Annotated in this window: 14 protein-coding genes; 3 read left to right on the forward strand and 11 right to left on the reverse strand. The window is 36.8% G+C overall.

All coding sequences use genetic code 11. From position 1 onward, the window contains the following. Window positions 1-31: 31 nt before the first annotated feature. The 6 genes from E1750_RS07280 to E1750_RS07305 all read right to left on the reverse strand — a co-directional run bounded on the left by E1750_RS07280 (window position 32) and on the right by E1750_RS07305 (window position 5,440). The gene (locus E1750_RS07280; RefSeq protein WP_133276142.1) at window positions 32-424 is read right to left on the reverse strand and encodes a four helix bundle protein; all 393 of its coding nucleotides are present in this window, start codon (window positions 422-424) and stop codon (window positions 32-34) included. A gap of 122 nt (window positions 425-546) precedes the next feature. Then, entirely contained in the window at window positions 547-1,776 is a 1,230-nt protein-coding gene (locus E1750_RS07285; protein WP_133276143.1) for a nitrous oxide reductase family maturation protein NosD, read from the reverse strand. Between the two features lie 57 nt (window positions 1,777-1,833). After that, window positions 1,834-2,256, reverse strand: a complete 423-nt coding sequence (locus E1750_RS07290) for a nitrous oxide reductase accessory protein NosL (RefSeq protein WP_133276144.1) — start codon at window positions 2,254-2,256, stop codon at window positions 1,834-1,836. After that, on the reverse strand, window positions 2,253-2,843 hold the full coding sequence (locus E1750_RS07295; RefSeq protein ID WP_133276145.1) for a hypothetical protein: 591 nt from the start codon (window positions 2,841-2,843) through the stop codon (window positions 2,253-2,255). Before E1750_RS07295 ends, E1750_RS07290 begins: the two co-directional genes overlap by 4 nt. A 115-nt stretch (window positions 2,844-2,958) precedes the next feature. After that, entirely contained in the window at window positions 2,959-4,935 is a 1,977-nt protein-coding gene (gene nosZ, locus E1750_RS07300; RefSeq protein WP_133276146.1) for a Sec-dependent nitrous-oxide reductase, read from the reverse strand. 31 nt (window positions 4,936-4,966) lie between these two features. Continuing rightward, complete coding sequence (locus E1750_RS07305; RefSeq protein ID WP_133276147.1) at window positions 4,967-5,440, reverse strand: c-type cytochrome; 474 nt, start codon at window positions 5,438-5,440, stop codon at window positions 4,967-4,969. Between the two features lie 188 nt (window positions 5,441-5,628). On the opposite strand from E1750_RS07305, the gene E1750_RS07310 reads away from it, so the two are divergent. Then, complete coding sequence (locus E1750_RS07310) at window positions 5,629-6,093, forward strand: hypothetical protein (protein WP_133276148.1); 465 nt, start codon at window positions 5,629-5,631, stop codon at window positions 6,091-6,093. Between the two features lie 78 nt (window positions 6,094-6,171). Here E1750_RS07310 and hemL read toward each other — a convergent pair whose 3' ends face one another. The 4 genes from hemL to E1750_RS07330 form a co-directional block, all read right to left on the reverse strand. Next, the gene (hemL, locus tag E1750_RS07315; protein WP_133276149.1) at window positions 6,172-7,458 is read right to left on the reverse strand and encodes a glutamate-1-semialdehyde 2,1-aminomutase; all 1,287 of its coding nucleotides are present in this window, start codon (window positions 7,456-7,458) and stop codon (window positions 6,172-6,174) included. Between the two features lie 92 nt (window positions 7,459-7,550). Next, window positions 7,551-8,357, reverse strand: a complete 807-nt coding sequence (locus tag E1750_RS07320) for a glucosaminidase domain-containing protein (RefSeq protein ID WP_133276150.1) — start codon at window positions 8,355-8,357, stop codon at window positions 7,551-7,553. After that, the gene (locus E1750_RS07325; RefSeq protein WP_227873978.1) at window positions 8,350-9,255 is read right to left on the reverse strand and encodes a 1-aminocyclopropane-1-carboxylate deaminase/D-cysteine desulfhydrase; all 906 of its coding nucleotides are present in this window, start codon (window positions 9,253-9,255) and stop codon (window positions 8,350-8,352) included. The genes E1750_RS07320 and E1750_RS07325 overlap by 8 nt, the downstream gene beginning before the upstream one ends. Before the next feature lie 65 nt (window positions 9,256-9,320). Then, the gene (locus E1750_RS07330) at window positions 9,321-9,647 is read right to left on the reverse strand and encodes a hypothetical protein (RefSeq protein WP_133276151.1); all 327 of its coding nucleotides are present in this window, start codon (window positions 9,645-9,647) and stop codon (window positions 9,321-9,323) included. 28 nt (window positions 9,648-9,675) lie between these two features. Here E1750_RS07330 and E1750_RS07335 point away from each other — a divergent pair, with 28 nt between their 5' ends. Both E1750_RS07335 and E1750_RS07340 read left to right on the forward strand, forming a co-directional pair. Then, the gene (locus E1750_RS07335; RefSeq protein WP_133276152.1) at window positions 9,676-9,864 is read left to right on the forward strand and encodes a DUF5522 domain-containing protein; all 189 of its coding nucleotides are present in this window, start codon (window positions 9,676-9,678) and stop codon (window positions 9,862-9,864) included. A gap of 17 nt (window positions 9,865-9,881) precedes the next feature. Then, window positions 9,882-11,915: a urocanate hydratase gene (locus E1750_RS07340; protein WP_133276153.1), complete on the forward strand. Its 2,034-nt coding sequence runs from the start codon at window positions 9,882-9,884 to the stop codon at window positions 11,913-11,915. 2 nt (window positions 11,916-11,917) lie between these two features. Here E1750_RS07340 and E1750_RS07345 read toward each other — a convergent pair whose 3' ends face one another. Further along, window positions 11,918-12,538 carry a DUF4230 domain-containing protein gene (locus E1750_RS07345; protein WP_133276154.1) on the reverse strand — a complete coding sequence of 207 codons (621 nt, stop codon included), beginning with the start codon at window positions 12,536-12,538 and terminating at the stop codon, window positions 11,918-11,920. Window positions 12,539-12,565: the final 27 nt, after the last annotated feature.

Here is a 12,565-nt window from a genome sequence, read left to right on the forward strand (position 1 = left end):
TTGCGAGTTTCGTGCGGGTTAAACAAATGACTTATTTATCAAACTTACTCCCTTTGTTATCGGATTTTACCAGATAAGACATAAAAGCTCCAATTTTTTTGCTTTCAGTTACCGTTTTTATTGTTAAAAATTCAAATTCCTCTTTATTAATGTGCTTTCGATCAAAAGCCCTATACAGTTGGGACCTTAATTCACCACAAGAACCTTTGGAATAACTCAAAAAATTAATAAATTCTCTTCTGCCATTTCTTTCAAAACCTTCTGCAATATTATCCATTATCGAACCTGATGAGCGGTTCATTTGATTCTTTAGTTCAAAATCTTTACCGAGCGTAGTTTTTTCAAATAAATCCCAGACATCCTGACAGATTATCCTACTTAATTGCCAAATTTCTAATTCTTCAAATGTGTTAATTGTAGCCATATTTATTTCGTTGCGGGTTAATATTATTTTCGGATTGGGAGTAAAACTTCTCGCTACAAGATTACTCAATAATAACAATATTCCCAAACTATAGCGCTAACACAACACGAAACCCGTAACCCTCAACCTGAAAACTTTTTCATTAAAGGCGTTTTGTCAATAAAATTATCAGGAGTTATGCTGGGCAAAATTTTCTCGGATTTGTCTAAAAGTGTAATCATAAAACTTCGGAACAGCAACATCGCCGAAGGATTATTTTCAGTAAGAACAGCAAACAAACTCAAGGGTCGAAAAGGCACGTCTCCAATGCCGTTTTTGTCTAAATCGTATCCTTCGTATTTGTCCCAATAATTGCTGTCAAAAGTATTTAAAACAAGACTTCCGTTAGTGCTTATATCAAAAGTATTTCCAACAAAATTGTTGTTTTTGATGACGTTATCCATACAACTTGCCTGAATTTTCATTCCCCAACCGTTGGCCTCAAAAATATTCTTTTCGACAAGAATTCTACTTGTTCCTTCCATATGAATTCCAGATGTGTTTTTGTCAAATTTGTTGCTGATGATATAACTATCCGAAATTTCTTTTAGGAACAAACCGTAAGCAGCATCACCCCAATTTTCTTCGAAATAATTATTGAACATTTTCACTCTTTGGGTATACATTACCGCAACACCGGCACCATTATTTTTAAAAACATTCGAAATATAGGCATCATCATTCGAAAACATAAAATGCAAACCGTAGCGAACATTATGCGTAGAAATATTTCTCCAGATGACTGAATTTGTAACAAATTCAAAATAAATCCCATCGCGATGACCTGAAACACTATTGGCAGTAATTTGAAGACTATCACTTTTCCAGCAATGAATTCCGTTTCCTATGAGTTGTTCCTGCTTTCCGTATGCATTTATCTTGTTGTTTTTGATAATGCAATTGGTTCCGTTTTGAATGTAAATCCCGAAGAAATTATTGTCGAGAATATTGTTTTGAATCACAACATTTTTTCGGTTGTAGACTTTTATGCCGCAAGGATCTTCCAAAGTTCCATAGCCTGAATTGATTACTTTAAAGCCTTTTACTAGTGCACCATCGGCTTTAACAGACAAAACTTCATATTTTTTTTGACCGTCTAATGTTGGAAAGTTTTTGCCGATGAAAACAATTTTTTTATTAATGACGATATTGCCTTCTCGATAAACGCCTTTGTAAACCAAAATAGTATCGTTCACTTTTGCAATTAAAATCGCTTTCTTGATTGATTTTACAGGTTTATTTACGCCAACTTCAATCAAGTTAGCTTGAAGAAAACTTGAAAACAACAGGAATATATAAAAGGATTTTTTCATTAATTGGTATCAATAACCTTTGTCAAAATTTAAAACTTTGACAAAGGTGCTCTAAAATCATTTCGATAAAATAGCTTTCCAAGCCCTAGGTTCAGCGTTAAGTTTTGTTGCAAATTCTTTGGCATTCGATTCTTTAGAAAAAGCTATAATTCCACCTCTCATCGGACTTTGAATCGCACCTCCTGAAAGGAAAAAAGCAGTTTCGGCTGGAATTAAAACATTGTCTTGCGCAAAATCATTTACAAAATAAGCGCCCATTTTGGTATTGGAATTTTCTTTGCAATAATTCATCATACACGAAATGTCATCAAATTTGTAAGCTCTGCCTTTTTCCGTAATTACTTCGGCTGCATATTTTCCATCGGCGATGCTCATTCCGCAAAAATCACAATTATCGACGTTAATTTTTATGGGTTGCGCCTCTTTTAGACCACAAGATACTGCTAAAAAGAGAACTAGCATAGAAAAATAATGTTTCATGGTTTTGCTTTTCTGAAAAATTTAAATTCAAGTAAAACTACCGTTGCAAGAAGAATTCCTGCCAGCACCAGCATCCAACCTCCGGTATCAGGAATAGAATAAGCACCAAAATTAAGCAGTTGCTTGTAACCGAGTAGTGGCGGTTGGTATGCCATTCCAGGAACAACAATCGCGGCATTTGGATCGAGATTATGCCCGTATTCATAATTCCATCTGTAAAAATCTACGGCGGCTAGAACCACAAATACTACATACGAAATTAAAAAAATCAGAACTGCTTTTCTACGCGCTATGAGAATTAAAACAATAGAAACAAGTCCATAAGCGCCGAAAATGTAGGGTAAAATCGTAAATTCAAAAAAGTTTTCAGTATGCAAGGTGGCCATTCCAATATAATGATTCAATCCGTTGATTACTGCCACATCGCCACCAATTTTATTAGCGTGCAACTGCAAAACTAAACCTTCGGGGTATTGAGGCGCTTCTAATTCTATGCGCCACATTGGCACAAACAAAGAACCAATAAACAACAATCCTGTAACCAAAAGCAACACTTTTGAAACCAAAGAAATTTTATTCGTGTTCATAATTAATTTTCTTAAAGTAAAAAAATGAACCATTAAGAAATTTAAGTTGATTAAGATGTGTAACTTAATATTCCTAATTTTCTTAATGGTTCGAAAAAAGTTAAGCTTGTTTTAATTATTTAGTCGCTGGCACATTTGTACCCAAACTAAAAGTCAATGGGATAGTGCTTCCTGCCGGAGACACTCTAACATAACCTTGCATTTCTTGGTGTAGTGCGCTACAGAAATCCGTACAATAGAATGGAACTATACCTACTTTTTTAGGCATCCATTTCAAGGTACAAGTTTCTCCTGGCATTATTAGCAATTCACCATTATCGGCTCCTTTTATGGCAAATCCGTGAGGGACATCCCAATCTTGCTCTAAGTTCGTCACGTGGAAATACACCTCATCACCTACTTTTATTCCTTCGATATTATCCGAAGCAAAATGCGAACGAATAGATGTCATATAAACGTCAACTCTATTTCCTTTTCGAACAACTTTCGATTCTTTTTCGCCTTTGGTTACAAAAGGATGATTGTTTTCCTCAATTTTATAGAATTTCAACTGACCGTTATTTCGAATCAAATCGGCTGGTGCTGCTTGCGCATAATGCGGTTCGCCAATGGTTGGAAAATCTAAAATCAATTGCATTTTGTCACCGCTAATGTCAAATATCTGAGCACTTTGAGCCAATTCTGGACCTGTTGGCAAATACCTGTCTTTGGTGATTTTGTTGTAAGCTATCAAATATTTTCCGAAAGGTTTTTTACTATCTCCGCCAGGAATACAAAGGTGTCCAACAGAATAATAAGTAGGAACTCGATCTAAAACTTTCAAAGATTTGATGTCCCATTTTACCACTTCAGACGAAACGAAGAAAGTAGTGTAGGCATTTCCTTTTCCGTCAAATTCAGTGTGCAATGGTCCAAGTCCTGGTTTTTGAACTTCACCGTGCAATGCAGCTTCGTATTTAATTACCGGAATTCCATCGTATTCTCCATCAAATTGTTTGTTTTTGATGGCGTTTTGCATTTTATCAAAACTAAACACAGGAATCAAAGCAGCTAATTTTCCAGAACCTACAATGTATTCGCCAGTAGGATCGACATCACAACCGTGAGGCGATTTTGGACAAGGAATCATATAACAAATGTCTTTTAATTCTTTGGCACTCAAAACCAAAACTTCGGTTCTCATTTCAGATTTGGCAGTATGTGTTTTTTCGTCATAACTATTGTGCACATATTTGGTAGCCACTTTTTTAGCTTTTCCCGCTTTGACATATTCTTCGGCTTTTTTCCAATTGACAGCCATAATAAAATCTTTGTCTTTTTGAGAAGCATTCACTTCAAGCAAAGTATTGGCTTGTTCGGTATTGTAGCAAGAGAAGAAAAACCAACCGTGAGATTTCCCTTTTCCAGCGTGACTTAAATCGAAATTTACTCCTGGAGCCTCAATTTGGAAAGCAATATCTAGTTCACCAGCTTTCCCTACTTTTACAAAACTCAAATAGCCTTTGAAGTTTTCTTTGTAGGTATTGATAGGAATATCACCATTTACATTGTCCGGTGGAACGCTAAAACGAGTTCCCGCAACCACATATTCAGTATTTTCTGTAATGAAAGGAGAAGAGTGATTTCCGGCGCTATTGGGCAATTCGATAATTTCTTTAGTAGTAAATGTTTTCAAATCGACACGTGCAATCCGAGGCGTATTATTGGCATTGGCAAAAAGCCAACGTCCATCGACTTCTCCGTTGGTTTGTGATAATTCAGTATGATGCTGATCATCCCAAGGTACAAAACCGTGCGAAGTGTTTAGCATTGGCTTGGTTTCTTCATTGTAACCATAACCACTTTGCGGATCGGCAGAAAAAACTGGAATTACTCTAAACAATCTTCCGCTTGGCAAGCCATAAACACTCACTTGACCGCTAAAACCACCTGAAACGAAATTATAAAATTCGTCATATTTTCCAGGTGCTACGTACGCTTTTTGCGCTGCATCACCACTAACTGCATCGCCTGAATTTTTGGGTTTGCAAGAGCTAAAAAATGCGGCTACCAAAACTATGGCGATACCCGCTTTTGTAAATGTGTTGTTCATTACATTTTGGTTTTAATTTGTTTACTATTTCTTATTTAACGCCATCGTTTTTGCGCATAAACTCAAGAATATTTCTAGCATCAGTATCGGTTAAGGACTGATTTGGCATACGCACCAAACAAATTTCTAATTGTGCTTGTAACTCTGGATCTTTATCAATCATAGGGTCAGGATTGGTTATGAAATTCATAATCCATTCTGGTTTTTGACGAGTTGAAACCCCTTTCCAACCCGGTCCAACTAATTTTTCATCTGTCAATTTGTGACAAGCAGAACATTTTACGGACTGAATTTTTTCGCCTTCGGCCGCCATCGCTGCATCTATTGTAGCTCCAAGCTCGACAGTGGTGTATTTTCCAAGCCCTCTTTTGGGATCATAAGATGAGGCATCCTTTGACGTTTCGGTAGCTGCTGCTCCTGTTGAAAAATCTTCTGTAGTATTTTCTTTTTTTCCACACGAAGCAAATAATGCTGCGGCAACAATAAATAATGATAATTTGTACATAAAAGTTAGTTTAAAAATTTCTAGAACAAAATTGCGAATTGTTTTAACGAATAATTATGATTGCAATCATACTTTTTCATTTTTTCACCTCATTGACTATCAGTGCTGAACAAAAAATTTTGTTAAAAATTAAACCTTTAAAACTTTTCAAAGTCCTATTGCTATAATTTAAAAAAACATAATTTAAAATGAAAAAATTAATTGTTATCGCACTACTAATGGTTGGGACAACCATTTTTGCACAAGAAAGAAACAGAAAACATCAAGGAAGTGAAATGGAGCAATTTACACCTGAACAACAAAGCCAATTGATGCTCAAAAAGATGACTTTGGATTTGGACTTAAATGAAGCGCAACAAAAAGAAATGAGCGCTATTATTTCAGAGAATATGGCCAAAAAAGAAGCGATGAAGACTGAAATGAAAGCCAAAAAAGAAAAAGGAGTAGAACCTACGCAAGACGAACGTTTCGCTATGCAAATGAAAATGCTTGACGAACAAATTGCAACTAAAAAAAGAGTAGAAAAAATTCTGAATGCGAAGCAATTCGAAAAATGGAGCGCTCTAAAAGAACATCATAAAGGAGAAAGACCGGGAAAAAACAAAGAAAATCACCAAGGAAAAAATCAAGGTCAAAGACAAAGACAAGGTTAAGTAATAATAGTTAGTAGAATTGGTTAGTTTGTTAAACTTCCGGCTGGTTACCGGAAGTTTTTTTATGTCCTCTTATTACTAAAAAGTTTTAGAAACTTTATCGATAGCTTGAATGGTAAAATCTAAATCTTCATAAGTGAGTGCGTCGGTGATAAACCAAGTTTCATAAGCTGATGGAGCAATATATATTCCTTCTTGCAACAAGCCGTGAAAGAATTTTTTGAAGGTTTCATTATCGCCTTTTGCAGCTGTTTGAAAATCGAAAACTGGAGCAGCATCAAAATGTACCGAAATCATTGAACCTACTCGATTAATCGTAAATTCGACCTTATTGGCTTTTAATACGCTATCAATTCCAGCAGCCAAATAAGCCGTTTTTTCTTCTAATCTTTTGAAAATTTCGCGATCAGAATCCAATGCTTGCAACATCGCCAATCCTGCAGCCATTGCCAAAGGATTTCCCGACAAAGTTCCCGCTTGATAAACTGGTCCAAGTGGAGCTAAATAATTCATAATTTCTGCTCGAGCCGCAAAAGCACCAACTGGCAAACCGCCACCAATTACTTTTCCGAAGCAAACAATATCCGCATCGACATTTAATAATTCCTGAACTCCACCTCTAGCGAGTCTGAATCCCGTCATTACCTCATCGAAAATGAGGAGAATATCGTTTTCTGTACACAATTGGCGCAAGCCTTCCAAGAACCCTTTTTTGGGTGGAATACAACCCATATTTCCGGCAACTGGTTCTACAATTATGGCGGCAATTTCGTTTTTATTGGCTTCGATTAAAGTGGCTACATTGTCTAAATCATTGTATTTAGCAAGCAAAGTATCTTTTGCAGTTCCGGCGGTTACTCCGGGACTATTTGGCGAACCAAAAGTAATAGCTCCGCTTCCTGCTTGTATCAAAAACGAATCGGAATGACCGTGATAACAACCCGCAAATTTGATTATTTTATCTCTTTTGGTAAATCCACGAGCCAATCGAATGGCGCTCATACAAGCTTCGGTACCTGAATTGACAAAACGTATTTTATCGATATTGGGCACCATAGCAACAGCTAATTCCGCGATTTTAGTTTCAATTTCCGTTGGCATTCCGAAGGAAGTTCCGAGTTTTGCTTTTTCAATTACGGCATCAACAACGGGTTGAAAAGCATGACCCAAAATCATGGGGCCCCAAGAATTGATATAATCTATTAATTTGTTTCCATCTTCGTCATACAGATAGGCTCCTTTGGCACTTTTGACAAAAATGGGTGTTCCTCCTACTGCTTTGAAGGCACGAACTGGTGAATTTACTCCACCGGGAATTACTTTTTCTGCTTCTGCAAAAAGCTGACTGCTTCTTTGGTATAACATTTAGATTTTAGATTTCAGATTAACGATTTTAGATTTTAGATTTACTTTTTCAATTGACATTGTGATTGTCATTGAAATTGCGATTGAAATTGTTATTGAATTTTTAGATTCTGACCTATTGAAATGGCATTGTCAAAAATATTGTTTTGTTTTTTTAAGTCTTCGATGGAAATATTAAATTTTTTGGAAATGGAATATAAGGTATCCCCTTTTTTAACTTCGTACAGATTTGCTTTCTCATCACTAACAACGACAGCCCTTGCATTTTGGCTTTTGTCTAAAAAATAAGCTTTGCCCAAAACCTGATTGTCGTATTGATCCAAATGATAGCGTTCGATGTAACTAATTAATTTTTCAGGATATTTAGGATCTGTGGCATATCCTGCGGCTTTCAAACCTTTTGCCCACCCTTTATAATCGCCTTTTTCCAATTTAAACAACGAAGCATACCGTGTTCTTTTGGAAACTATAGCCGCATGATCTTGATAGGATTCTTCTGCATTGCCATATTTTCGGAAGCATTCTTGAGTTGCATCGTCATCGTGTAGCGTCGTTTCACCTTTCCAATCGGTGTAGCATTTTATTCCAAAATGGTTGTTCGCGGTTGTGGCCAACTTACCCTGACCGGCACCAGATTCCAAAATTCCCTGAGCCAATATGATGCTCGCGGGAATGCCATAATTCTTCATATTACTCATTGCAATATCTTTGTAATGAAAAACATAGCCATTGATCAAATCTGAAGTAACCACCGTTTTTGAAGTCGATTCAATCACTTCGGAACCAGATACTTTTTTCTGGCTAGTCGCCGTCTTTTTTGGAGTTACAATAACAGATTTTGAGTTGCTACAACCTGTTAAAAATAAAATTACAACTAAGAGTACTATTTTTTTATACATCTATTTCTATTGTTGGCAAATGCTTGTTTTTCAATTTAATATTCATCCCTGCGATTCCCTGAAGACCGCCGGTGTGAATGAGTAAGATTTTAGAATTTTCAGGAAAATAATTCTTTTCAATTAAATCCATAACGCCAAAAACCAGCTTTCCTGTATAAATGGGATCCAAGGGAACTTGATTTACTTTATAAAACTGATTGATGAAAGCGATTAATTCGGGATTCACTTTACCATAACCGCCAAAATGATACTCCAAAATTAATTCCCAATGCTCATTATGTGCAAATTTACGAATTTCATCATTCAAAAAATCACCTTTCAAAGCAGGAAAACCTAAAACTTTCTGATGTGGCAAAATACTATTGATTAAACCACTAATGGTGCCACCGGTTCCTACAGCTGAACAAACAAAATCATATTGCGAATCTGCTTTAGACAAAATTTCTTCACAACCTTGAACCGCAAATGTATTAGTTCCCCCTTCTGGAACAAGATAAAAATCGCCAAATTCGTGTTTTAAGTTTTCAATAAAATAGTCTTCAGTTTTTTGGCGATAGTCTTCTCGAGTGACAAATTTGAATTGCATGCCACATTCCTGAGCAAATTTCAAAGTTGGATTTTCTGAAATTTTACTTTCCAATTCATCTCCGCGAATAATTCCTATAGTTTTGAATCCTTGCTCTTTTCCGGCATAAGCGGCGGCGGCAATATGATTGGAGAATGCTCCGCCGAAAGTAAGTAAGCTGTTTTGATTTTCGGCTTTTGCTTGAAGCAAATTGTATTTGAGTTTTCGGAATTTATTGCCTGAAATAAAGGGGTGAATTAGGTCTTCACGTCTAATAAAAACGGAGATGTTGTCTTTGGGAGATAGTATTTCTTGAGTTAAGATGTCTTGCAAAACAATCGAGATTTGCTGCAAAGATACGTTAGAAAAGGATGATTTTTGCTTTAAAAACAATAGCGTTAAATATATTTGAAAAACGTCCAAAGAGACCTGTTTTTTGTATAATCCATATTTTTTTCATTGGCGTAAGCCTCGCGCTCAAAACTGATATTTCGATACGCTAAACTCCATTTTTTAAATTGTCCCAATCGGATTAGAAATTCGATAATATACCAAACAAAAAAAGGAATAATCAGCAATTCGAGTTGCTGTTTCAGATGAATTTGTTCGTGATTTATAAATACTACATTTTCTTTATCCATTCTGAATTTCACAAAAACAAACGGAAAAACAGCCATTCCGCGATAGCCTTTCGGTATTAAATATTTGGTAACAATTAGAAACATTTGCTGTAAAGTATATAAATTTGCCCTTATGAAAGAACAAAGTAATGAAAAATTATTAATCGAAGGAGAAGATTTTTATTATACTCCCGAGGGTTACAAATGTTTTACCGAGAAACACCACTTAAAAAGAGGGTATTGCTGTAAAAGTGGTTGTAGGCATTGTCCTTATGAAAGCCCCCTAACCCCCAAAGGGGGAAAAAGAAGAGATTATGAATAAAATAATTCGACTTTTATATGAGTAATTTACACGAGATAAAGCCTAACAGAGTTCCCCCTTCGGGGGTTAGGGGGCTGAAAGAACAAATCCAACAGGGAATTCCAACTATTTTACCGCTTCCAAAACCGTTTGAAGCCAACATCAATCATGCTCCTAAAAGGAAAGAAATTCTTTCTGCAGCAGAAAAAAAACTGGCACTTCGCAATGCGCTTCGCTATTTTGAGCCACAACATCACGCCGTATTAATTCAAGAATTTGCCGAGGAATTAGAAACTTACGGCCGTATCTATATGTACCGTTTTCGTCCCGATTATACAATGTATGCCCGTCCCATTTCGGAATATCCCGGAAAATGCGAACAGGCAAAAGCTATTATGCTGATGATTCAGAACAATCTGGATTATGCCGTGGCGCAACATCCACACGAGTTGATTACGTATGGCGGAAATGGAGCTGTTTTCCAGAATTGGGCTCAGTATTTATTGACTATGCAATATTTATCGGAAATGACCGAGGAACAGACCCTCACGATTTATTCGGGTCACCCGATGGGATTATTCCCTTCAAATAAAGAAGCTCCACGAGTTGTAGTGACCAATGGTATGGTCATCCCGAATTATTCTAAACCGGACGATTGGGAAAGAATGAATGCACTTGGCGTTTCGCAGTACGGACAAATGACCGCAGGAAGTTATATGTACATTGGTCCACAAGGCATTGTCCACGGAACTACAATTACGGTTCTCAATGGTTTTAGAAAAATAAAAACCAATCCCAAAGGCGGTTTATTTGTCACTTCAGGATTGGGTGGAATGTCTGGCGCACAACCCAAAGCGGGAAATATTGCGGGATGTATCACCGTTTGTGCTGAGGTTAATCCAAAAATTACCCAGATTCGTCACAGTCAAGGTTGGATCAACGAAATAATAGAAGATATTGACGAATTGGTCAAAAGAGTTGCTTTGGCGAAAGCCAATAAAGAAATTGTTTCTATCGCTTATTTAGGAAATGTGGTCGATGTTTGGGAAAAATTCGACCAAGAAAATATTCATATCGATTTGGGTTCCGACCAAACTTCATTGCACAATCCTTGGGCTGGCGGGTATTATCCCGTAGGAATTTCATTCGAAGATGCCAATGAAATGATGGCCAATAATCCGGAATTATTCAAAGAAAAAGTACAGGAAACTTTGCGAAGACATACAAATGCGATTAATAAACACACGGCAAAAGGGACTTATTTTTTTGATTATGGAAATGCTTTTCTACTAGAAGCTTCTCGTGCTGGTGCTGATATTATGGCCGAAAATGGAATCGATTTCAAATATCCGAGTTATGTGCAGGATATTATGGGTCCAATGTGTTTTGATTATGGATTTGGACCTTTTCGTTGGGTTTGTGCGTCAGGAAAACCAGAAGATTTACAAAAAACAGACACCATTGCTTGTGAAGTTTTAGAAGAAATGGCAAAAACAGCACCAGTCGAAATCCAACAGCAAATGCAGGACAATATCCACTGGATAAAAGGAGCTCAAGAAAATAAATTGGTTGTGGGTTCCCAAGCTAGAATACTTTATGCCGATGCCGAAGGGAGAATGAAAATTGCCGAAGCTTTTAATCAGGCGATCGCTAAAGGCGAAATAGCCCCCGTGGTTTTAGGCCGCGATCATCACGATGTTTCGGGAACGGATTCACCATACAGAGAAACCTCGAACATTTATGATGGTTCCCGTTTTACTGCCGATATGGCGATTCAGAATGTAATTGGCGATAGTTTTCGCGGTGCCACTTGGGTTTCCATTCATAATGGTGGAGGCGTAGGCTGGGGCGAAGTGATTAATGGCGGATTTGGAATGGTCCTCGATGGTTCTGAGGCAGCTTCAAAACGGATCGAATCGATGCTTTTTTGGGATGTCAACAACGGAATTTCAAGACGAAGTTGGGCACGAAATGAAGGTGCTATTTTTGCGATAAAAAGGGCGATGGAAACACAACCTTTGTTGAAAGTAACTTTGCCAAATATAGTAAACGATGATTTGTTTGAAAAGTAAAATTACCCTTTAATTTTCTGATTAAAATCGGATTCTTTTTCGATTACTTGACCGTCATATTGGAGTTTCCAACCCATCGTATTGGTGAGAATCAGCATTTTCGAAAGTTCAGAAATCAATCGGTTTTTGGCATTGGATTTCAAAGAAGATTTCTCGATTTTCTTCGACAAATTAGCTCGAACGGTTTTGCTTATTTTGTTGTAATCATCGCCAGTAAAAGGATTCATTGAACTTTGCTCTACATTATAATACTTAATGTCCGGACTTATTTTTATTTCTTCTTTTGGGATATTGATAATGGTGATAATTTTGTTTTTTTCGTCGATATCGTATTTCATTTGGTGCAAATCATAGGCAACCGTCACATCGGCATTGACAATTACGATGGCTTTCTTCTCGAAAGAAACCATATCCATAAAGTATTTCTCTTGGTCTTTATAAGTGACCACTTCGGCAAAATGGCCTTCGGTAACCACGAGTTTTCCAACGTTTACAATTTGTTGCTGAATCAGATTCGTGTTGTAATCGATGGTGGATTCGTCTTCTTTTTTGAAATCGCAGAATTTAAAAAGTAGAAAAATGGAGACTATGGCAACAAGGACGATGATGATTCTGTATTTCATTTCTTTTTTTTATAAAAGTAAATAAAA

It is taken from the genome of Flavobacterium nackdongense (assembly GCF_004355225.1).
Taxonomy (GTDB): Bacteria; Bacteroidota; Bacteroidia; order Flavobacteriales; family Flavobacteriaceae; genus Flavobacterium; species Flavobacterium nackdongense.

Bases quoted from the DNA above. Each gene is read 5' to 3' on its own strand.
- E1750_RS07280 (WP_133276142.1), bottom strand. From the start codon at position 424: ATGGCTACAATTAACACATTTGAAGAATTAGAAATTTGGCAATTAAGT.
- E1750_RS07285 (WP_133276143.1), bottom strand. From the start codon at position 1,776: ATGAAAAAATCCTTTTATATATTCCTGTTGTTTTCAAGTTTTCTTCAA.
- E1750_RS07290 (WP_133276144.1), bottom strand. From the start codon at position 2,256: ATGAAACATTATTTTTCTATGCTAGTTCTCTTTTTAGCAGTATCTTGT.
- E1750_RS07295 (WP_133276145.1), bottom strand. From the start codon at position 2,843: ATGAACACGAATAAAATTTCTTTGGTTTCAAAAGTGTTGCTTTTGGTT.
- nosZ (WP_133276146.1), bottom strand. From the start codon at position 4,935: ATGAACAACACATTTACAAAAGCGGGTATCGCCATAGTTTTGGTAGCC.
- E1750_RS07305 (WP_133276147.1), bottom strand. From the start codon at position 5,440: ATGTACAAATTATCATTATTTATTGTTGCCGCAGCATTATTTGCTTCG.
- E1750_RS07310 (WP_133276148.1), top strand. From the start codon at position 5,629: ATGAAAAAATTAATTGTTATCGCACTACTAATGGTTGGGACAACCATT.
- hemL (WP_133276149.1), bottom strand. From the start codon at position 7,458: ATGTTATACCAAAGAAGCAGTCAGCTTTTTGCAGAAGCAGAAAAAGTA.
- E1750_RS07320 (WP_133276150.1), bottom strand. From the start codon at position 8,357: ATGTATAAAAAAATAGTACTCTTAGTTGTAATTTTATTTTTAACAGGT.
- E1750_RS07330 (WP_133276151.1), bottom strand. From the start codon at position 9,647: ATGTTTCTAATTGTTACCAAATATTTAATACCGAAAGGCTATCGCGGA.
- E1750_RS07335 (WP_133276152.1), top strand. From the start codon at position 9,676: ATGAAAGAACAAAGTAATGAAAAATTATTAATCGAAGGAGAAGATTTT.
- E1750_RS07340 (WP_133276153.1), top strand. From the start codon at position 9,882: ATGAGTAATTTACACGAGATAAAGCCTAACAGAGTTCCCCCTTCGGGG.
- E1750_RS07345 (WP_133276154.1), bottom strand. From the start codon at position 12,538: ATGAAATACAGAATCATCATCGTCCTTGTTGCCATAGTCTCCATTTTT.